The 20,780-nt window shown below is 61.8% G+C and carries 22 protein-coding genes; 8 read left to right on the plus strand and 14 right to left on the minus strand.

What is annotated here, in order from left to right; genetic code table 11:
• Positions 1-12 precede the first annotated feature (12 nt).
• The 8 genes from UB23_RS16700 to UB23_RS16735 all read right to left on the minus strand — a co-directional run bounded on the left by UB23_RS16700 (position 13) and on the right by UB23_RS16735 (position 8,760).
• Entirely contained in the window at positions 13-1,332 is a 1,320-nt protein-coding gene (locus tag UB23_RS16700) for an MFS transporter (protein WP_045060407.1), read from the minus strand.
• A gap of 62 nt (positions 1,333-1,394) precedes the next feature.
• Positions 1,395-1,757 (minus strand): Na+/H+ antiporter subunit G, encoded by a 363-nt coding sequence (locus UB23_RS16705; RefSeq protein WP_045060408.1) that lies wholly within the window; start codon positions 1,755-1,757, stop codon positions 1,395-1,397.
• Positions 1,754-2,032 carry a K+/H+ antiporter subunit F gene (locus tag UB23_RS16710; RefSeq protein WP_045060409.1) on the minus strand — a complete coding sequence of 93 codons (279 nt, stop codon included), beginning with the start codon at positions 2,030-2,032 and terminating at the stop codon, positions 1,754-1,756. Before UB23_RS16710 ends, UB23_RS16705 begins: the two co-directional genes overlap by 4 nt.
• Positions 2,029-2,517: a Na+/H+ antiporter subunit E gene (locus UB23_RS16715; RefSeq protein ID WP_045060410.1), complete on the minus strand. Its 489-nt coding sequence runs from the start codon at positions 2,515-2,517 to the stop codon at positions 2,029-2,031. Before UB23_RS16715 ends, UB23_RS16710 begins: the two co-directional genes overlap by 4 nt.
• Positions 2,514-4,199, minus strand: coding sequence for a monovalent cation/H+ antiporter subunit D (locus tag UB23_RS16720; protein WP_045060411.1), 1,686 nt, complete (start codon positions 4,197-4,199; stop codon positions 2,514-2,516). Before UB23_RS16720 ends, UB23_RS16715 begins: the two co-directional genes overlap by 4 nt.
• Entirely contained in the window at positions 4,196-4,540 is a 345-nt protein-coding gene (locus UB23_RS16725; RefSeq protein ID WP_003202835.1) for a Na+/H+ antiporter subunit C, read from the minus strand. The genes UB23_RS16720 and UB23_RS16725 overlap by 4 nt, the downstream gene beginning before the upstream one ends.
• Complete coding sequence (locus tag UB23_RS16730; protein WP_045060412.1) at positions 4,540-7,458, minus strand: monovalent cation/H+ antiporter subunit A; 2,919 nt, start codon at positions 7,456-7,458, stop codon at positions 4,540-4,542. Before UB23_RS16730 ends, UB23_RS16725 begins: the two co-directional genes overlap by 1 nt.
• A gap of 273 nt (positions 7,459-7,731) precedes the next feature.
• Positions 7,732-8,760, minus strand: a complete 1,029-nt coding sequence (locus UB23_RS16735) for a DMT family transporter (protein ID WP_052673000.1) — start codon at positions 8,758-8,760, stop codon at positions 7,732-7,734.
• Between UB23_RS16735 and UB23_RS16740 the strand changes: the two genes are divergently transcribed.
• A complete protein-coding gene (locus UB23_RS16740) occupies positions 8,755-9,318 on the plus strand; it encodes a helix-turn-helix domain-containing protein (protein ID WP_045060414.1) in 564 nt (187 codons plus the stop codon). The genes UB23_RS16735 and UB23_RS16740 overlap by 6 nt on opposite strands.
• A 116-nt stretch (positions 9,319-9,434) precedes the next feature.
• Entirely contained in the window at positions 9,435-10,868 is a 1,434-nt protein-coding gene (locus UB23_RS16745; RefSeq protein ID WP_045060415.1) for an FAD/NAD(P)-binding protein, read from the plus strand.
• Between the two features lie 141 nt (positions 10,869-11,009).
• Here UB23_RS16745 and UB23_RS16750 read toward each other — a convergent pair whose 3' ends face one another.
• The gene (locus UB23_RS16750; RefSeq protein ID WP_045060416.1) at positions 11,010-11,234 is read right to left on the minus strand and encodes a hypothetical protein; all 225 of its coding nucleotides are present in this window, start codon (positions 11,232-11,234) and stop codon (positions 11,010-11,012) included.
• A 114-nt stretch (positions 11,235-11,348) separates the two neighbouring features.
• Positions 11,349-12,089: a response regulator gene (locus tag UB23_RS16755; protein WP_045060417.1), complete on the minus strand. Its 741-nt coding sequence runs from the start codon at positions 12,087-12,089 to the stop codon at positions 11,349-11,351.
• A gap of 178 nt (positions 12,090-12,267) precedes the next feature.
• Here UB23_RS16755 and UB23_RS16760 point away from each other — a divergent pair, with 178 nt between their 5' ends.
• The gene (locus tag UB23_RS16760) at positions 12,268-13,341 is read left to right on the plus strand and encodes an alpha/beta fold hydrolase (protein ID WP_045060418.1); all 1,074 of its coding nucleotides are present in this window, start codon (positions 12,268-12,270) and stop codon (positions 13,339-13,341) included.
• 247 nt (positions 13,342-13,588) lie between these two features.
• Here UB23_RS16760 and ppnN read toward each other — a convergent pair whose 3' ends face one another.
• Positions 13,589-14,962 carry a nucleotide 5'-monophosphate nucleosidase PpnN gene (gene ppnN, locus UB23_RS16765; protein ID WP_045060419.1) on the minus strand — a complete coding sequence of 458 codons (1,374 nt, stop codon included), beginning with the start codon at positions 14,960-14,962 and terminating at the stop codon, positions 13,589-13,591.
• Positions 14,963-15,191: 229 nt separating this feature from the next.
• Here ppnN and UB23_RS16770 point away from each other — a divergent pair, with 229 nt between their 5' ends.
• Both UB23_RS16770 and UB23_RS16775 read left to right on the plus strand, forming a co-directional pair.
• Positions 15,192-15,722, plus strand: a complete 531-nt coding sequence (locus tag UB23_RS16770; protein ID WP_045060420.1) for a DUF3087 domain-containing protein — start codon at positions 15,192-15,194, stop codon at positions 15,720-15,722.
• A gap of 16 nt (positions 15,723-15,738) precedes the next feature.
• Positions 15,739-17,316 (plus strand): GGDEF domain-containing protein, encoded by a 1,578-nt coding sequence (locus UB23_RS16775; RefSeq protein WP_045060421.1) that lies wholly within the window; start codon positions 15,739-15,741, stop codon positions 17,314-17,316.
• Positions 17,317-17,318: 2 nt separating this feature from the next.
• Here UB23_RS16775 and UB23_RS16780 read toward each other — a convergent pair whose 3' ends face one another.
• On the minus strand, positions 17,319-17,693 hold the full coding sequence (locus UB23_RS16780; protein ID WP_045060422.1) for a DUF2784 domain-containing protein: 375 nt from the start codon (positions 17,691-17,693) through the stop codon (positions 17,319-17,321).
• 136 nt (positions 17,694-17,829) lie between these two features.
• Here UB23_RS16780 and UB23_RS16785 point away from each other — a divergent pair, with 136 nt between their 5' ends.
• The 3 genes from UB23_RS16785 to UB23_RS29940 are packed head-to-tail and all read left to right on the plus strand — an operon-like array spanning position 17,830 to position 19,041.
• Positions 17,830-18,531: an AzlC family ABC transporter permease gene (locus UB23_RS16785; protein ID WP_045060423.1), complete on the plus strand. Its 702-nt coding sequence runs from the start codon at positions 17,830-17,832 to the stop codon at positions 18,529-18,531.
• Positions 18,531-18,842 carry an AzlD domain-containing protein gene (locus tag UB23_RS16790; protein WP_177328567.1) on the plus strand — a complete coding sequence of 104 codons (312 nt, stop codon included), beginning with the start codon at positions 18,531-18,533 and terminating at the stop codon, positions 18,840-18,842. Before UB23_RS16785 ends, UB23_RS16790 begins: the two co-directional genes overlap by 1 nt.
• A gap of 52 nt (positions 18,843-18,894) precedes the next feature.
• A complete protein-coding gene (locus tag UB23_RS29940; RefSeq protein WP_177328566.1) occupies positions 18,895-19,041 on the plus strand; it encodes a hypothetical protein in 147 nt (48 codons plus the stop codon).
• Positions 19,042-19,110: 69 nt separating this feature from the next.
• On the opposite strand, the gene UB23_RS16795 is transcribed toward UB23_RS29940, so the two are convergent.
• Both UB23_RS16795 and UB23_RS16800 read right to left on the minus strand, forming a co-directional pair.
• On the minus strand, positions 19,111-19,383 hold the full coding sequence (locus UB23_RS16795; protein ID WP_045060425.1) for a hypothetical protein: 273 nt from the start codon (positions 19,381-19,383) through the stop codon (positions 19,111-19,113).
• Between the two features lie 208 nt (positions 19,384-19,591).
• Positions 19,592-20,272, minus strand: a complete 681-nt coding sequence (locus UB23_RS16800) for an SOS response-associated peptidase (RefSeq protein ID WP_045060426.1) — start codon at positions 20,270-20,272, stop codon at positions 19,592-19,594.
• Positions 20,273-20,780: the final 508 nt, after the last annotated feature.

Consider the following 20,780-nt stretch of genomic DNA (forward strand, 5'->3'; position numbering starts at 1 on the left):
GCAAGGGGGCTATCAAGCCTTGCTGGAAGCCCCGCTGAACGCTGCAGGGTACTTGTCCAGGTAAGCATCGTTGAGCTGGGTATCCTGGGAGCGCATGAATCGCTTGAAATCAGGTATCAGCAGAACCAGCAGGGATAACAGCAGCACCATGGCACCCAGCAGCGTAATGGTCGTCGCGACTCCCAGCTGACCAATGAAGGTGCTCATGGCAAAGCTCCCCAGGGGACTGGCCGCTGCGGACAGGAACGCAACCGTGGCGAACACGCGGTTGCGGTGCGATTTTGGTGTCGCCAGCAGCCGTACGGACGAGGTAGGGATGTTGATCAGCATCAGTCCGACGCCACCGCAGAAAAACGCGACGGTGACGATAACCGAAGAGGTAACGGTCCCGAACACCAACAGATTGCAACCCAATAGTGCGAACCCTGCGGACACACACATGTCCCGAGGGATTAGGCCGGACAACCATCCGATGATCTTGTAGCTGCCCAGCAGAATGCCTAGTCCGAAGCTGGCATCCAGCAAACCGATGTAAGTCACCGGGTATTGGATGACGTCTTTGACATACAGCGGAATCAGAAGGGTGAAAAACGGGTAGAGGGCAAAGTTGATCAACATCGCAACAAGCGCCAGGTAAAACTCCACTTTCACGCCGTAGACCACCTTGAAGCCGGAGTAGATCATGCTGAAGCCATTGGCGGTCGCAGGGTTTAGGCTGTCGTCGGGAGCGCCGATGGCGCTTGGGATGGTCGCAATCAATAACCCGGCGACGAGGATCGCAAAAAAATCCGCAGCTAAAGCGAAAGTGATGCCAAATCCGTAAATCAAGCCGCTCGCCAATACCGGTCCCAGCAGCATCGACAACGACGACATCACGCTTTTGCTCCTGAAGGCCAGCGAGACTTTGTCGTCGCTGGCAAACAAAGGAATGATCGACGCCTGCAGCGGGTCACGCACGCCAACGATCGCGCTGCTGAGCATCATCAGCGCCCCCACCGTCCAGGGGTTGAACGCGCCGGTGGCAGACAGCACCAACATAAGCAGCGCGCTGGTCAGGCTGAGCCATGAGGCGAGTTTGATGATCCGGATTTTGTTGTACTTGTCGCCCATCCAGCCCAGCAGGGGCCTGGCCAACACCTCTGCCGCGATGGAACAGGCAATCATGTTGGCGAAGTAGAGCGCCGAGCCGGTTTCCTGAAGCACCCACCAAGCGACGGCAAGTTGATTGCAGCGTCCGCCCAGAACCATTAGAAAAAAACTGAACTGAACCTTCAGTAGTCGGCGGTCGATAACAGGAAACTCCCACAGGCTGTTTGAGAAATCTGCACTCATTGATTTACCGATGAGCTGTGGGAGCAAGCCTCGTTCCCACAGGATCCCAGGGTGCCCGTGGCTCAGTTCCCGCTTTCCATGCTCCGACTACTTACCTCGGCCGGCACATCATCCCCGGCCATGCGCTTGCGAAACAGCGCCGCCCGGGCCAGCAGCAGGGTGGTCACCGGTACTGTGATGGCCAGCAGGATCGGAATCAGCCAGGCGTGCAGCACCGGCGCGGATTTGAGCGCCGAGAAGTAGATGATCGACGCCAGTGCCACGCTCCAGGCGCCCAGGGTCGACGCCAGGGCTGGCGGGTGCATGCGCTGGAAATAATCCTTCATGCGCAGCAACCCGGTGGCGCCGATCAGCGCAAACAGGCTGCTGAGCACCAGCAGGATCGCCACCGGCACTTCAACCCACAAAGACAATTCAGCGTTCATTCGATCACCTCGCCGCGCAGGAGGAATTTCGCCAGGGCAAACGAGCCGACGAAGCCGAACAGCGCGATCAGCAGCGCTGCTTCGAAGTAGGTGTCACTGGCATAACGGATGCCCAGGGTGAGCATCATCAGCATCGCGACGATGTACAGGTAGTCCAGCGCCAGTACCCGGTCTTGTGCCGAAGGGCCCTTGAACAGGCGAATCAGGGTCAGGACCATGGCCAGCGAGAAGATGAACAGGCTCAGCAGGATCGCATTCGACAGCAGCGGGCTCATTCGAAGATCTCCATCAGGGGGCGTTCGTAGGTCGCCTTGAAGTGCTCGATGAACAGCGCTTCGTCATCCAGGTCGAACACGTGCAGCAATAGAATGCTGCGGTCCAGTGCCAGTTCCGACCAGACCGTGCCGGGAACCACCGTGGTGATCATCGACAGGGCCGCCAGGCCATTGGCGTCGCGCAGCTCCAGCGGCACCTTGATGAAGCGCGAGCGTGGCGGTCGGCGTCCGGCATTGAGCACGCTCCAGGCGACGGCGAGGTTGGACACCACCACGTCACGGCCCACCAGCAGGAACAGGCGCAGGATCACCAGAGGGCGGCGAATGCGGATCGGCAGTGGGCGCAATTTGCGCATCATCAATGGCGCGCAGATGCCGAGGATGGCCCCCAGCAGAACATTACCCGGGCTGATCGACAGGTTCAGCGCCAGCCACAATACCCACAGCGCCAGTGACAACCAGGGGGCGGGAAACAGACGGCTCATGGGCGCACCTCGACGATCGCGGCTTGCGCTTCGGGGCTTGGCACGGCGCGAGTGCCGAGCACTGCCATGACGTACTGCTGGGGATTGTTCAAGGCGTCTGCAGCGGCCTGGGTGTAACGCAGCAGCGGCTCGGCCTTGAAGGTCAGGGCGATACTCAAGCCCAGCAACGCGAAGATCGGCACACATTCAAAACGGCGCAATAGCGGCGACGGTCGCTCCTCGGGCGTCCAGAAGCGCTGGATACCCAGGCGGGAGAAAGCGATGAGCGATGCCAGGCCCGAGATGATCAGCAGCGCCAGCAGGCCCCACGCGGCGTTCGATACCGGTTGATCGCTGCCGGTGCCCAGGCCCATTGGGTTGAGCAGGGCGTGCAGCAAACCCAGCTTGCCGATAAAGCCCGAGAGCGGCGGCATGCCGATGATCAGCAGTGAGCAGGCGATGAAGCTCAGGCCGAGGAAGGCCATGGTCCAGGGAATCACCTGGCCGACCACGGCTTTCTGTTCGTCATCGAGGTTGATGCCTTTGGCTGGCTGCAGGGATTCCATGGGCCGGGGCAGCAGGTCGCCGTCATCGAACAAGGGTATTTCATTGGCCGAGCGCGAACGTTCGATCAGCTCGGCCAGCAGGAACAGCGCGCTCAACGCCAGGGTCGAGCTGACCAGGTAGAACAGCGCCGCGCCGATCAGCTTGGGCTGGGCGAAGCCGATGGAAGCCAGCAGGATGCCCGCCGACACCAGGATGCTCAGGCTGGCCAGGCGTTCGAGGCGTTGCGCGGCAATGATCGCCACCGCTGCGCAGATAATGGTCGCCATGCCGCCATAGATCAGCCAGTCGCCGCCAAAATACGCCGACGCCCCGGCTTGCTCGGAAAACAGCAGGGTCCACAGGCGCAGCAAGGTGTAGACGCCGACCTTGGTCATGATCGCAAACATCGCCGCCACCGGGGCGCTGGCCGCGGAATAGGCCGGTACCAGCCAGAAATTCAGCGGCCACATGCCGGCCTTGGCCAGGAACGCCACCGCCAGGATCGCCGCGCCGGCATGCAGCAGGCCCCGATCGGCCTCCGTCACCAGGGGGATCTTCAGCGCCAGGTCGGCCATGTTCAGGGTGCCGGTGACGCCGTAGATCAGCGCCGCGCCGATCAGGAACAGCGACGAGGCCAACAGGTTGATCGAAATGTAATGCAGGCCGGCCGAGACCCGTGAGCGTCCCGAGCCGTGCAGCATCAGCCCGTAGGAGGCGGCCAGCAGCACTTCGAAAAACACAAACAGGTTGAACAGGTCGGCGGTCAGGAAGGCGCCATACAGGCCCATCATCTGGATCTGGAACAGCGCGTGGAAGCTCGAGCCCGCACCGTCCCAGCGGGCCATCGCAAACAGCAGGGCGCTGACGCCGATGATCCCGGTCAGTACCAGCATCATCGCTGAGAGGCGGTCGACCACCAGCACAATGCCAAACGGTGCCTGCCAGTTACCCGGCAGGTACACGCCGATGGAGCCGGGAATGCCGGTTTCCTGGGTCCATTGCAGCAACAGCACGGCAATGCCCAGCCCGACCAGACTGGAGAACAGGTTGATCCTGGCCTTCAGCGGACGGTGTTTTTCCCCGAGCATCAGCATCAAGGCGGCAGTCAGCAGCGGCAGCAGAATCGGTGCGGCGATCAGGTGCGGCATCAGGTTCATTCCTTAGGCTCCCGGCCGTCCACATGGTCGGTACCGGTCAGGCCCCGGGAAGCCAGCAGCACGACCAGGAACAGTGCAGTCATGGCGAAGCTGATGACGATGGCGGTCAGCACCAGCGCCTGCGGCAATGGATCGGTGTAGTGCAGCAGGTCCTGGGGCACGCCGTCCTTGATGATCGGCTCCTTGCCGATAAACAGGCTACCCATGCTGAAGATGAACAGATTGACGCCGTAGGACAGCAGGCACAGGCCCATGACCACCTGGAATGTCCGCGGCCGCAGGACCAGCCACACTCCGGACGCAGCCAGGACGCCGATGGCGATTGCGATGACTTCTTCCATCAGACGGCTCCTTTGCTGGCGACGGATTTGGGCAGTGCCGCGGTCTTGTGGCCACGCACCGACTGGTGGGCGAGGGCGGTGAGGATCAGCAAGGTCGAACCCACGACCACTGAATACACGCCAATGTCGAAAAACAGGGCGCTGGCGATGTGGATGGCGCCGAACACCGGCAGGTCGAAATGCCAGGTGTGGGTGGTCAGGAACGGATAACCGACCGCCATGGCCCCAAGCCCGGTGATCGTGGCGAACAACAACCCGGTGCCCATCCAGCGCAGCGGCCGCAGGCTCATTTGCGCCTCGACCCACTGGGTCCCGGCCACCATATACTGCAGGATGAACGCGACCGACATCACCAGCCCGGCAACGAACCCGCCACCGGGCTGGTTGTGACCGCGCATGAACAGGTAGATCGACACCACGAAGGCGATCGGCAGCAGCAGGCGCACCAGTACCGCCGGCACCATCATGAAGCCCAGGGCGGTATCACTGGCCTGGCGCGGGTTGACCAGGTCGGTCACCACGTCGGGCGCCAGCAGGCGTTGCTGGGCCGGCAATTGCAGGCTCTCCTTGGGGGGGCGGAAGCGTCGCAGCAGGGCGAACACGGTCAGCGCCACGGCGGCCAGCACGGTGATTTCACCCAGGGTGTCAAAGCCGCGGAAATCCACCAGCATCACGTTGACCACGTTACTGCCACCGCCTTCGGGCAAGGCGCGGCTGAGGTAGAACGAGGAAATGTCGTTGGGGGTCTGGCGGGTCAACATGGCGTAGGACAACAGCGCCATGCCGCCACCGACAGCCGTCGACAACAGCAAGTCGCGCAAGCGCCGGATGCGCGCCTTGCGCAAGGTGCTCGGCAACGGCGCCACCTCTTCGATCCGCCGCGGCAACCAGCGCAGGCCAAGCAGGATCAGCACCGTGGTGACCACTTCGACTACCAGTTGCGTCAAGGCCAGGTCCGGCGCGGAGAACCAGACGAAGGTGATGCAGGTCATCAGGCCACAGACGCTGACCATGGTCAGGGCTGCCAGGCGGTGATACTTGGCCTGCCAGGCGGCGCCCAGGGCACAGGCGATCGCCAGCAGCCACAGGGTCACGAACACGGCCGAGCCCGGGATTTTCGGTCGGTCGCCCCAGGTCAGGCTGCCGTGCAGCATCGGGATCAGCCCGACCAGTACGGCGGCCAGTACCACCAGGAACAGCTGGGTTTGCAGGCGCTTGGTGCTGATCCGCCGCTCCAGGCGCCGAGCCAGGCGCATCATCACCACCAGGCTGCGTTCGAACTGGCGCTTGCCGTTGAAGCGGCCAATCAGCGGCGGGTACTTGAAGCGTCCACGCTTGAGCTGATTGCGCAGCAGCAGGTAAAGGACAATGCCGCCGCTCATGGCTATCAGGCTCATGATCATCGGCGCATTCCAGCCGTGCCAGATGGCCAGGCTGTACTCCGGCAATTGGCCACCGACAACGGGAAGCGCAGCGGCAGCCAGCAGCGGGCCCACCACCTGTGCCGGGAAAATCCCCACTATCAGGCAGGCGAACACCAGCAACTCGACCGGTGCACGCATCCACCGTGGCGGCTCGTGGGGCGTGTGGGGCAGGTCGGTAGCGGTCGGGCCGAAGAACACGTCAGCGGTAAACCGTAGCGAGTAGGCGACGCTGAAGGTGCCGGCGATGGTCGCGACAATCGGCAGGGCCATTTCGACCCAGGCCGTGGCATTGATGAACACGGTTTCGGCGAAGAACATCTCTTTGGACAGGAAACCGTTGAGCAGCGGTACGCCGGCCATGGAGGCGCTGGCGACCATGGCCAGGGTGGCAGTGTAGGGGATCAGCCGGATCAGGCCACTGAGCTTGCGAATGTCCCGGGTGCCACTTTCGTGGTCGATGATCCCGGCGGCCATGAACAGCGAAGCCTTGAAGGTGGCGTGGTTGAGAATATGAAATACCGCCGCGACTGCTGCAAGGGGGCTGTTCAGGCCCAGCAGCAGGGTGATCAGGCCCAGATGGCTGATGGTCGAATAGGCCAGCAGCCCCTTGAGGTCGTTCTGGAACATTGCGCAGTAGGCGCCCAGCAACAGGGTGCAGGCACCGGCGCCGCTGACGATGTAGAACCATTCTTCACTGCCGGACAACGACGGCCAGAGCCGCGCCAACAGGAACACCCCGGCTTTGACCATGGTTGCCGAGTGCAGATAGGCGGAGACCGGCGTCGGCGCCGCCATGGCGTGGGGCAGCCAGAAATGAAAGGGGAATTGCGCGCTTTTGCTCAGGGCGCCGATCAGGATAAGAGGAAGCAGGACAGGGTAGAGGGCATGTGCGCGAATCAGCTCGCCGGCGGCCAGGACCTTGTCGAGGTCATAGCTGCCGACCACATGGCCAAGCAGCATGACCCCCGCCAGCAGGCATAAACCGCCGGCACCCGTGACCATCAGCGCCATGTAGGCGCCGCGTCGGGCGTCGGCGCGGTGATGCCAATAGCCGATCAGCAGGAAGGAAAAGAGGCTGGTCAGCTCCCAGAAGAATACGATCTGGATCAGGTTGCCGGAGATGACGAGCCCGAGCATGGCGCCCATGAACGCCAGGAAAAACGCGAAGAAGCGCGGCACCGGGTCGTCCGGCGACATGTAGTAACGAGCGTATAACGAGACCAGTGTGCCGATGCCCAGCACCAGCATGGAGAACAGCCAGGCAAAACCGTCCATGCGCAGGACGAAGTTCAGGCCCAGGCTGGGCAGCCAGAAGAATTCCTGGCGAATGACCCCGCCATCGACAATTTGCGGGTACAGCAAAGCGACCTGGACGGTGCCGATGAGGGCGACCAGGCCAGCCAACAATGATTCGGCATTACGCGCGTTGTGCGGCAGAACGGCGGCCACACAGCTGCCAACAAAGGGCAGAAGCAGTAGAACTATCAGGGACATAGGCTTCTAATCTGCGGAGGTTTATGAAGCATCATACGTGCCAGTCCCCGGATTACCAAACGCGAACCTGTGGCAGAATCCTACATGGAGTGCGCAAAAGTCATGCTGTCTGGGGGTTTGGCATTCTGTGACATGCAGGTCTGGCCTCATCGCGAGCAAGCCTGCTCTCACATTAGATCATCGGTGAATGCAGGGCATGCGTTTGGCACAGATCCACAGTGGGAGCGGGCTTGTTCGCGAAGACTCTCGATCAAACGCCGCACCTATTGCCGGTCAGCGTTGGGTTTCGCTCTCCAGGTCCTCCTGCGCCACCACCGCCTTACCCTTGGTCTTCAACTCACTGACAATCACCGCTGCCACAATCAACCCCGCGCCGACCAACGCAATCGCCGGCAACCGCTCCCCGGCCATCCGTCCGACAATTCCGGCCCAGACCGGCTCGCCGGCATAGATCAGGGTAGCGCGGGTCGGCGAGACGCTTTTCTGCGCCCAGTTCATCGCCACCTGGATCGCCGCGCTCGCCGCACCCAGGCCCAGGGCGCTGCACAGCAGCAGCCAGGAAAAGTCCGGAATGCGCTCCTGGGTCGGCACCACCAGCAGGAACGACAGCACCGAGGTGACCGCCAGTTGTACCACCGTCACCCGGCGCACATCGACCTGACCGGCAAAGCGACTGATCAGAATGATTTCTGCAGCAATCGCCACGGCACTGATCAGGGTGGCGATTTCACCCGGGCTGAAATTCAATGAGGCCCCCGCCGGCCCCGACAGCAGCATCAAGCCGGTAAACGCCAGCATGATGCCAATACTCGGCATCAGCCCCGGACGCCGCCCCAGCACCAGCCATTGCAGCAACGGCACGAAGGGCACGTACAGCGCCGTGATGAACGCCGACTGGCTGCTTGGAATGCTCTGCAACCCGACCGTCTGCAAGCCGTAGCCCAGCATGATCGCCACACCGATAAACGACCCGGCCCGGAGCTCGAACAGTGTCAGCTCGCGCAGGTGCCGCCAGGAAAACAACGCGACGATGAGCGCCGCTGCGGCGAAGCGCAGGCCGACGAAGAACATCGGGCCGCTGACGGTCATCGCATGCTGCACCAGCAGGAAAGTCCCGCCCCAGACCATGGTGATCACCACCAGCACGCATTCGGCTTTGCTGAACCGCGAGAAGCGGGGAGAAGTATTGGGGGAGGAGTTCACCGACGTCATGTCCTTGCGCGCTACCGGAGGGGGACGCACAATGCGCCGTATGTTGCGCAGTATACTGCCCAACCCTACCGAGTGAGCAATATAGTGCACAAAGATTCCACGCAACGGGCTTCGGTCCTGCAACACGTCAGCCTTAATGTCCGGCGACTGCGCCACGCCGCCGATATGAGCCAGACCGCCCTCGCGGAAAAATCCGGGGTCAGCCGGCGGATGCTGGTGGCAATCGAAGCCGGTGAAAAGAATGTCAGCCTGACCACCCTCGACCGCGTTGCCGAAGCACTCGACGTGGCCTTCAGCGACCTGATCCAGGCCCCCGATGCCCGCGATCCCAGTCGCATCAACGAACTGGCCTGGGCCGGCACCATTCCCGGCAGCAAGGCGGTGTTGCTGTCCAAAGCCAGCGCCACCAGGGAGGTGGAGCTCTGGGAATGGCGCCTGGAGCCAGGCGAACACTATCCCTCCGAACCCGATGCTGATGGCTGGAGCGAACAGCTTTACGTCTTCGAAGGTTGCCTGACGCTGATGCTCGGTGACGTTCCCCACACTATTGCGGCCGGGGAGTTCTACATGTTCGCCAGTAACCAGCCGCACTCCTATCGCAATGAAGGCGAAGTCGCCGCGCGTTTCGTGCGTAACGTGGTGATCTGAACGGCCAGCAGCGCCGATCGCCAAGGCTGCTATCGCTACTTTGGTACTGCTCTATGACGCTGGCCCGGGTTTGGCGCTTATGATCGTCCAGGAAAACACTGACCTGTGAGAACGCCATGAGTGAAATCCCCCACGAGCAGGCGAATGACGCCATCCGCCAGGCGGACATCCTGATCATCGGCGGCGGCCTGAGTGGCGCGATGCTGGCCGTGCAGCTGCTGCGCCTGCCAGGCCGGCGCTCGGTGCTGGTGATTGAGCCCCGGGCCGAGCTGGGTCGCGGCGAGGCCTACAGTGCGGTGGAACTCGGTCACACGCTCAACGGTAACGCGGCGCGGATGAGCGTCGACCCGGACAGTGCCGATGACCTGACGCAGTGGCTGACGGCACATATAGCGGCGGGCGGCTGGCCCGAGTCCGATCAGCAGTCTGTGCCGGTCAGTGAGCTGTTCCCCCCGCGCGGGCTATTTGGCGAGTATGTGCAACAGCGCCTGGCCGAAGCCCAGGTGGCTGGCGCCGCGAACGGTTCGAGCGTGGAACACGTGCGCGCTGAGGTCGTCGACCTCGAGAACCTGGCCGATGGCGTGCGGTTGACCTTGAGCGACGGGCAGCGCCTGCGCGGGACTTATGCGGTGCTGGCCACTGGAATGTTTCCCGCCGCACGCACGCCACAGGCCCACTCCAGTGGCCTGAATGCAGCGGCACTGGACCCTTGGGACGTGGCTGCGATGCGCCAGCTTGATCCGCAGTCGACGGTTTTGATCATCGGTTCCGGCCTGACCATGGTCGATGCTGTGGTCTCGCTGGAGCAGGCTGGGCACCGCGGACCGATCGAAGTGTTTTCCCGCCACGGCCTGCTGCCCCATGTGCGCCGCCAGCCGCCGGCCTGGGCCGATTTCCTCGGCGAAGACCCGAGCATCCGTACGCCACGGCAACTGGTACGCGAACTGCGCCGCCATTGCCGCGATGCCATTGCCCGGGGGATCGACTGGCAAGCGCCCCTGGACACTGTGCGTGTGCACATTCCACGGCTGTGGAGCCAGGCGACGGACTTGCAGCGTAGGCAGTTCGTGCGGCACGTACGGCCGTGGTGGGAGAGCCATCACCACCGCTCGCCACCCTTGAGTGCCGAGCTGGTCGCGCGGTTGCACGGGGAAGGGCGGCTGCGGATTCAGGCGGCGTCCTTCAAGGGGCTTGAACCTTCGTCGGGGGATGAGCTGGGAATTCGCATCCGTCGGCGTGGCGAGCCTTGTGAGTGCGTGGTACATGGCCTGGCGTTGATCAATTCCAGTGGCATCGAATATGACTGGCGACGGGTTGCCCGACCTCTGCCCCGGCAGTTGCTGGCGCGGGGCCTGGTTCAGCCCGGACCGCTGGCATTGGGAATCGCCGCCACTGCGGACGGCGCGGTGATCGGTGCCGATGGGCAAGTCGCCAGTCGGCTGTTCGCCATGGGGCCGCCGTTGCGTGGAATGTGGTGGGAGAGTACGGCGGTGACGGACGTTGCATTGCAGGCCAAAGCGCTTGCCCGCAGATTGACCCAACCCCTGTAGGGCATGGCCTGTCGGACGCGCCTGCAGGACATAAAGTGTGGGAGCAAAGCTTGCTCACGATAGCGTCAGTCAGCACACGGCAACGCTGAATGAGGATCCGTGATCGCGAGCAAGCTCGCTCCCACAAGGGCAATGGGCGGATCAATAACGCTGATATTTCGAACCAAACTCCGGCCGGTTCTCCGCAACATACAGTTTGCTTGCCTGATCGTCCTTGTGATCGACGCCCACCGTATTGACGTTCAAGGTAGCCGGTTGGCTGACCTGTGCAGCGCTAACCACTTGTGCGGTTGCGTGGGGGGCAGCGATGGCCGAAGTGGCACCCAGGACCGACAGGGCAAATCCAAGACCAATGATGATTTTCATGAGCAGCTCCAGAGCGTGGGAAGAAGATGTGGCCACTGTAGAGCTGCAGCCCGTCGATGAAAAAACACCCATGGGCATAGTCTTTATCAAGGATGTTGATCGGCCTGTGCTGATTCAGTCCTGTGCGCCGAGCATCTGCACCGGGTAGGAAAATACATACCCTTCACTGCGCACGGTCTTGATGTAGGTCGGCTCGCGCGAGTCATCCATCAAGCGTTGGCGCAACCGGCTGACCAGCAGGTCGATGGAGCGGTCGAACAGGTCGGCGTCGCGACCCTGGGTCAGGTTCAGCAATTGATCGCGGCTGAGCACGCGCTGGGGATGGTCGAGGAACACCCGCAACAGCCGATATTCGGCACCACTCAGGGCGACCATGGTGTCATCTTCGTCCAGCAGATGACGGGCGGTGGTGTCCAGGCGCCAGCGACCGAAGCCCAGCAAGCGGCCGCTTTCGCTGACCAGCAGGTTAGGCGGCAGCATCCGCGTGCGCCGTAGCACGGCGTTGATGCGGGCAAGCAGTTCGCGGGCGGAGAAGGGTTTGGTCAGGTAGTCATCGGCGCCCATTTCCAGCCCGAGAATTCGGTCGGTTTCATCGTTGCGCGCCGTGAGCATCAGGATCGGCGTCGCCTTGTGCTTGCCCGAGCGCAGTTCGCGACACAGCTGCAGGCCGTCGTCGCCGGGCAGCATGATGTCCAGCACGATCAGGTCCACCTGGTTGGCCTCCAGAAAGCTGCGCATCTGCCGTCCATCGGACACGACTGTGGTGCGCAAGCCGTTCTTCTTCAGGTAATTACCGACCAGCTCGCGGATCTCCCGATCGTCGTCGACAATCAGGATGTGGTTGACGTGTTCCATCGCTCGATTCTCTTGTTATTGAACTCTGGGTTTTGTATCGGACTGTATCCGTCGCACGGTGGGACACGTTATGTCGCGATAGCACAGGTTTTACGACACAACGTGGATACCTCGGGCCGGCCAAATAGGCTTCATCGAGAGCAGACTGCTCATCCGCCACCTGCAGGAGTCACCCGACGTGAACAACGCCTTGTCGACCATTACAACCGCTAAGCACCGGCGCCTGGTGGGGCCTTCGATCCTTGCTGCGGTGTTGCTGCAGTTGGGCCTCCTGGTTTCGGCCAACGTGCAGGCCAGCACCACCCCAACCGCAACCGCGGCGGCTACGGTCAGCACCAAAGTCGATCCATCTGCCGTGTTCGGCCCGTTGAAGCACGTCCAGGCGGGTCTGCTGAATGTAGCTTACGCCGAGGTGGGTCCGGCCGAGGGCCCCGTGGTCATTCTGCTGCACGGCTGGCCTTATGATATTCACAGTTACTCCGAGGTGGCACCTTTGTTGGCCGCGCAGGGTTATCGCGTGCTCATGCCTTATGCGCGGGGGTATGGCGATACACACTTTCTCTCCGACAAGACGCTGCGCAACGGCCAGCCTGCCGCACTGGCCAGTGATGTCATCGACTTCATGGACGCGCTGCAGATCAAGCGGGCCGTATTGGGTGGCTATGATTGGGGCGCACGTTCGGCAGACATCGTTGCGGCGCTCTGGCCGGAGCGAGTCGAAGCGTTGGTGGCGGTCAGCGGTTATCTGATCGGCAACCAGGCGGCAGGCAAGAACCCATTACCGCCCAAGGCCGAGTTGCAGTGGTGGTACCAGTTCTATTTCGCGACCGATCGCGGCCAGGTCGGGTATGAGAAAAATCGTCATGACTTCGCCAGGTTGATCTGGGAACTCGCCTCACCGAAGTGGGCCTTCGACGATGCCACGTTCGAGCGCAGCGCTGCAGCCCTGGACAACCCCGACCATGTAGCGATCACCGTCTTCAACTACCGCTGGCGCCTGGGGTTGGTACAAGGGGAAAGCCGTTACGAGGCCCTGGAACAGCAGCTGGCCAAGGCGCCCACCATCAGCGTGCCGACCATCGCCTTGGAAGGCGACGCCAACGGCGCGCCGCATCCAGCTCCCGAGGACTATGCGAAACGCTTCACCGGCAAGTATGAGTTCCGCTTGATCAAGGGCGGTATCGGCCACAACCTACCCCAGGAAGACCCGAAGGCCTTTGCCAAAGCAGTGATTGATGCCGATAAATTATGACCGGCTGAACGAGCGCTAACCTGTGGCAGCGGCCAGCATCGCTGCATCAGGTACACCGCCATCGCGAGCAGGCTCGCTCCCACAGAGATGTCCGCCGTACACAAATTCTGCGCACACCGTCAATCCCCTGTGGGAGCGAGCCTGCTCGCGATAGCAATCTCCCGGTCACATCAATGTCGAATCCGCAGACGCCATCGCGGGCAAGCCCGGCTCCCACAGAGATGTCCGGCGTACACAGATGCTGGTGCTAGGCCACCACTCGATAACACGGCACATACGCCGCGCCACCCGGCAGTTTCATCCGGTGCTGGGCGACGAAGGCCTTGAGCAGTTGATCCAGCGGCTGCATGACTGCGGCATCGCCACGGATCTGATACGGCCCGTGTTCCTCAATCAGGCGGATGCCCTTGTCCTTGACGTTGCCGGCGACGATGCCGGAAAACGCCCGGCGCAGGTTGGCGGCCAGTTCGTGGGCGGGCAGGTCGCGGCTCAGGTTCAGGTTGGCCATGTTTTCGTGGGTCGGATCGAACGGGCGTTGCAGGCTTTCGTCGATCTTCAACAGCCAGTTGAAGTGGAACGCATCGTTACGCTCGCGGCGGAATTGCTTGACCGCCTTGAGGCCCTGGGTCATCTGCCTGGCGACTTCGGCCGGGTCGTCGATGATGATCTCATAGTGCTGTTTCGCCGCATCGCCCAGTGTTGCGCCGACGAACGCGTCCAGCTGCTCCAGGTAAGGCGCTGCATGCTTGGGCCCGGTGAGGATCACCGGGAAGGGCAGGCCTTCGTTGTCCGGGTGCATCAGGATGCCGAGCAGGTACAGGAACTCTTCGGCCGTGCCGGCGCCGCCCGGGAAAATGATGATGCCGTGGCCCACTCGCACGAAGGCTTCCAGGCGTTTTTCGATGTCCGGCAGGATCACCAGCTCGTTGACGATCGGGTTCGGCGCCTCGGCGGCGATGATTCCCGGTTCGGTCAGGCCCAGGTAGCGGCCACCATGGATGCGTTGCTTGGCGTGGGCGATGGTCGCACCCTTCATCGGGCCTTTCATCACGCCGGGGCCGCAACCGGTGCAGATGTCCAGGCTGCGCAGCCCCAGTTCATGGCCGACTTCCTTGGTGTACTTGTATTCCTCGGTGTTGATCGAATGGCCACCCCAGCACACCACGATCTTCGGTTCGATGCCGGGACGCAGGGTGCGGGCGTTGCGCAGCAGGTGGAAGACGTAGTCGCTGATGCCCTGGGAATTGCTCAGGTCGATGCGTTGGCTGTCCAGCTCGTTTTCGGTATAGACGATGTCGCGCAAGGCGCTGAACAGCATTTCCCGGGTGCTGGCGATCATTTCGCCGTCGACGAACGCGTTGGCGGGGGCGTTCAGCAATTCGAGGCGCACGCCACGGTCCTGCTGGTGAATGCGGATTTCGAAATCCTTGTACGCTTCGAGAATGGTCTTGGCGTTATCAACGTGCGCGCCGGTATTGAGGATGGCCAGGGCGCATTGGCGGAAAAGGGTGTAAGTGCTGCCGGAACCGGCTTCGCTCAGTTGCTGGACTTCACGTTGGGAAAGGGTTTCCAGGCTGCCTTTAGGGCTGACAGAGGCGTTGATTACATGTCGTTGGGTCATTCAATGATCCTTAAAACGATGTCATTCACACGAAGGGCCGGTAAATGGCATCCGAATAGTGTGTATCCATGAAAGAAGATGGCACGAACTGCGCGGTATCGCCACGTTGCCCTTTGACGATGAAAAGATGAAAAGGAGCTCCAGCATAGCTAAATCTGTCGATGAGGCGATAATGCCCCGCAGTCTTTTGCCCCTCAATCTATGACCTGATGCAAGGAACCCTGTCGTAATGTTTGAAATCCAGCCAATGAACGCCCAGACCTATCGACAACAGACGCGGCGCAGCACGGTGATTATCGCCTTGGTGTTCCTGGTGCTGGCGATGCTGTTGTCGAGCGTGGCGGTGGCCGTATTCGGCGAGCCTGGCGGCGACAACATGCGCTTTAACGTCGGCGGGGTGTTCGTGGCGGTGTTGCTGATGGTCGCGTTGATGCGTGGGCTGTTCTGGAGCCAGCCGTGGATGGCGGCCGCCGTGTATGGCTGGCAGCTCAAGCGCAGCCTGATGAGCATTACCAATGTCATGCATCAGGTGACGGCGGCGGTGGATCGCGATGATCCCCACGCGATGAAGTTGCTACGCTTCTATCATCTGGGGCTGACCCAGATGCATGAGCTGGACGGCAACTCCAGCGACCACGGGCAATTGAACCGCGAGATTGACCAGCACAAGGCGCGAATGGAAGCGCTGGGTATCGAAACCGGGCAGACACGACTGGATCCCGCCTGGATCGACGCCCTCAAGCAGACGCCGACACCATAAGAGGTCAGGGAATGACATGGGACAGCTGTCCATTAACGATCGACTCGATAACACCCAACCGGCCATGTTGTTGAACGGCAGCCAGGCGGTGTCCAGGCTGAAAATCCGCTCACTGGTGTTTTTCCTGATCGCCGTGTGCGTGTCGATGGCCACCGTCGCCGGCTGGGAAGTCTGGAACTCGCGCCAGTACCACCTGCGCGACAAGGAAGTGGCGATGTCCAACCTTGCGCAGGCCCTGGCCTGGCAGGCGCAGGCGTCAATCAAGCAGGCTGACACGCTGCTGCTGACGCTGGTCGAGCGGCTGGAAAACGAAGGCATCGAATCGGCGCGCCTGCCCAGGATGCAACGCCTGCTTGGGGTGCAGCGCCGGGAGCTGAGCCAGTTGCACGGCCTGTTTGTCTACGACCAGAGCGGGCAGTGGATCGCCAACTCCAACGGCGCCGGCCTGCCCAACGCCAATAACTCGGACCGGGAATACTTCATCTTCCACCGCGATCATCCTGATCGTGGACCGCACATCGGCCCGTCGATCAAGAGCCGCTCCAGTGGCGAATGGATCATGACGGTGTCGCGCCGGGTCAATCATCCGGACGGCAGTTTTGCCGGCGTGGCGCTGGCGACCATCCACCTGAGCCATTTCCTCGCGCTCTATGACAGCATCGACATGGGCCAGAACGGCGTGATCAACCTGATCGCCGATGACGCCACGATTGTCGTGCGCCGTCCGTTCAAGGAATCGGAAGTCGGCAGCAGTGTGGCCAATGGCCCGCTGTTTACCCAGTTGCTGCCGTTGGGGAACGCCGGGACGGCCAGGGTCAGGTCGGTGGTCGATGGCGTGGAACGGGTGGTGGGCTTTCGCCGGGTCGAAGGGTACCCGCTGATTGTATTCGCCGCGCTGAATCAGGACGAAGTGTTAGCCAGCTGGCGCGAGGCATCGCTGCTGAGTGCCGGCATCGTGGCCCTGTTCCTCGGGCTTCTGGGTGCCCTCGGTTATCGGCTGATCCGGCTGATGCAGCAGCAGAATCGCATTCAGAGTGTGCGGCTCGACGCCCAGGAAAAACTGCTCGAGGTCAATCGCGGCCTGGAGCTGCTCGCGCTGGAAGATGCCCTGACCGGCCTGTCCAACCGACGCCAGTTCGATCTGTTCATCCTGACCGAGATGCGCCGCGCCCGGCGCACCCAGACTCACCTCGCGCTGCTGTTGATTGATGTCGATCATTTCAAGCGTTTCAACGATCTGTACGGCCACGTGGCGGGCGACGCATCCTTGCGCAAGATAAGCTCGATCATCAACTCGCACATCAAGCGCCCAGGTGATCTGGCGGCCCGATACGGTGGCGAAGAGTTCACCGTGGTGCTGCCGGGCACCGACTATGTGGGCGCCTTCCTGGTGGCGGAAAAAATTCGTCGGGCGGTGCAGCTGGCGGCGATCGAACACAGCGAGGGCGTCGAAGGGGTGGTCACCGTCAGCGTCGGGGTCTGCGCCTGGGACCCGGCCGCGCATGAGCAGCCCGACGACCTGGTGCGTGCCGCTGACAGGGCGCTGTACGTGGCCAAGGCCAGTGGGCGCAACATGAGCGTGATCGACAAGTAGATTCAGTGGCGCCCATCTCGCCGCAAACGCCTGACCAGCCGCAGGTAGACCCACAGGTTCAGCGCCAGCACCACGGCGCCCAGGCCCACCTGGATGCCCGGGGTCAGGCCGGCGGGATAGATTGCCGGCCAGATGTAATGCTCGACGAAACCACCGCCGTAGCCGCTCTGGCCGGCGGCATCGCGCATGCGGTTCTCCCAGTCGGTCAGCGGGCACATCAGGTGAAAGACTTCCACCGAGATACCCCACGCGACCGCAGGCAGGTGCAGCACCGCCAAGTGGCGCCATTTGAGCACCAGCAGCCCGCCGAACAGCACGAACACAATGAACAGCAGATGAAATAGCACCAGCCCGTCGGCGGCGATTCGGTACAGCATGTGGGCTTCCCTGGGTGTGCCGGATGGACCGCACCATGTTACCCGGTCGATGGCCGGCAAATAACTCGAAATTGTGCATGCCTTCGCGGGTAAGTACTGGCAAAGTTGCAGGTCTTTTTTCCGGTCGCAGAACGTCATGTCCAACGCTCATATGCCCCGCAGCGCATTCCTGCGCGGCGCCGTGGCGATCCTTCCCTTGTCCCTGGCGACTGCGCCCTGGGGCCTGCTGGCCGGTTCCATGGCCATCGAAGCCAACCTCACGCCCCTGCAAGGCCAGGGCCTGTCGAGCATCGTGTTTGCCGGCGCGGCACAGCTGGTGGCCATCGGCATGCTCAAGGGCGGTGCCGGGATTTTCTCGATACTGCTGACCACGCTGCTGCTGACCTCCCAGCATCTGCTCTACGGCATGAGCCTGCGCTCGGTGATCTCACCGCTGCCGGGACGCTGGCGCGTGGGTCTGGGCTTTTTGCTGACCGACGAACTGTTCGCCCTGACCAGCCAGCATGACAAGCAGCAGTTCAATCGCTGGTACGCCCTTGGCGTCGGGTTGACGTTCTACGTGGCCTGGAATCTTTTCACCCTGGCCGGCATCGTGCTCGGCAGCAGCATCCCGGGGCTGGAGCACCTGGGCCTGGACTTCTCGATTGCCGCAACCTTCATTGCCCTGATCACCCCGGTGGTGCGTAACGTGCCCACGGTGGTGTGCGTCGCGGTGGCGCTGTTTTGTTCCGTGCTGTTCAGTTACTGGCAGTGGGGCTCGGCGCTGGTGCTGGCGGGGCTGGCAGGTATGACGGCGGGATTTATGTGCAACAAACTTTATCTGAGGCAAACAGCATGATGGTCTGGGCGGTGATATTCGGGATGGGTGCGCTGGTGTTCCTCAACCGCTACGTGTTTCTGGAGCCGCGCCTGCCCGTGCGCCTGAGCAGTAACGCCAGGCAGTTTCTCGGCTTTGCCGTGCCGGGCATGCTCACCGCCATCTGCGGGCCAATCGTGTTCATGCCGGAAAAACAACTGAACCTGCAATGGGACAACCCGTACTTGCTCAGTTCATTGGTGGCGGTGGGGCTTGTGCTGTACACCCGCAGCACCTTGCTCAGCATGCTGTTGAGCATGGCGGTGTTCTTCGTGCTGCGTTGGTGGCTGTGAATCTGTTCTACGCTTAAACCGATTAACGATCCCTTCAGGAAGAGAGGCGAACATGGCGAATGAACCCAAGCAGCCGGACCCGGATGAGCCTACGCAAGAGGAAATAGAAGAGCAGAAAAAGCGTTCGACCCAAGACTGGAAACATGACGACAGTCGAGAACTCTCGGACCGTGATCAGGAGCGTCCGCTGAAACCTTGAAGCGTATCTTTCGCTCGCGGCGGCGCCTGCAAGCTTGTGTGCAGGCGCTGCCGCGATTCAGAGGGACGCTCAGACATCTTCCTGCTCGCAGAAATCGGGGTGCGTTGCCCGATAGCCCAACTTCCTGTCGATCCAGGCATTCAGTTCATTGACCATCACCGGCGGCTTGCCCGGGTAGAGCTGCAAGGTTGCGCGCAGCGTGGTATCGATATTGGGCACTGAGGCCAGGTCTCGGGTCTTGATGTATTGCCCGATGAAACAATCGAGTTGATAACGTTCCGTAGTCGAGAGGTGGACACACTCGACACTGCTGACTTGCTGGATGTAGGAATCGTCGCGCAACTGGGTTCTCTGCAAGGCTGGAGTTTCTGGGTTTTCCGTCCGTGGAAATGCGGCGCGCATGCTAGCGGCACTGCCCCTGAATGTATGTATGACAATTAAATTGTCAGACAGGCGGTTGGCGCGGCAAATGGCCATATTTCATTGGACTGTTACATGGGTGAAACACTATGTGTAACGTTGCGAGGGCCTGCAGATTTAACGGTTCCTTTCAGGCTTGCGGTTCGATCAATTCGGGACCCTGGTTGCGCACATTGCCGACTGCCTTGCTGACCCGGAACCACTCGAACACTTCGCTGGCTTCACCTTCAAATAATGCCATCTGTTCGGCGCGTTCCCTGGGTGTGGCGGGGTCGAGCCATTCCTCGGCCAGTTCCGGCGATAACACGATGGGGCGGCGGTCGTGGATGTCGAGCATGCCGCCGGCGCTGTCGGCGGTCAGGATGACAAAGCCGTCCTCGGGGGTAGGTTCGGCGGCGGCTGCGGGAAACTGGCCAATGGCGGCGCAGTAGACCGGCGCCCGGTCCTTGCGGCGGATCAACCAGGGTTGTTTGCTACCGTCGCCGCTGTCGACCCATTCGAACCAGTTGTCTACCGGTACGATGGCCCGGTGCGGCCAGATGGGTCGGAAGTAGGGACCGTGGGCGACCTTTTCCACTCGGGCGTTGATGGGCGGTGCGCGGTCTTTGGCCCAGTGCGGTCGCCAACCCCAGCGCACCAGGTCGGCGTGCAGGCCGTCGTTTTCCAGGTGGAGCAGGGCAAGACGGGTGGTCGGGGCGGCGTTGTAGCGGGCCAGGGGTTCATCGCCGATATGGTTGATCAGTGCGTCGGGGATGCTCAGTGCTGCGACAAAATCGTGAATGCCACGGTATTGGGTCAGGCGTCCGCACATGGGTTGGTCCTCCGGTGGTCGGGTACATATCCGCTGCTGCAGTAGCTGGTCCCGCCCTTACGGCGCGCTACACCGTTCTTCTGTAGGAGCTGTCGAGAGAAACGAGGCTGCGATCTTTTGATCTTGCTTTGTGTACATATCCATTGCTGCGGTAACGGCTGCTTAGGCTTTCGCCCTTACGGCGCGCTACACCGTTCTTCTGTAGGAGCTGTCGAGAGAAACGAGGCTGCGATCTTTTGATCTTGCTTTGTGTACATATCCATTGATGCGGTAACGGCTGCTTAGGGTTCCGCCCTTACGGCGGGTCACTTTCGAAAAGCGCGAAAGTAACCAAAGCGCTCTTGCCCCACCACTCGGCACCTCGCTCAGGCTCGGTGTGCTCTCACTCCGGCATTACTCCGCGGGTCGCCGCGATGGGCCATCCCTGGCCCAGCGCGGCTAAACCGGCATCCTTGCCGGTTTCCCCGCTGCGCAATGCCTGCGTTCGGCCAGCGTGGTTAACGGGGCG

This window comes from Pseudomonas sp. ES3-33, assembly GCF_000952175.1.
GTDB lineage: Bacteria > Pseudomonadota > Gammaproteobacteria > Pseudomonadales > Pseudomonadaceae > Aquipseudomonas > Aquipseudomonas gregormendelii.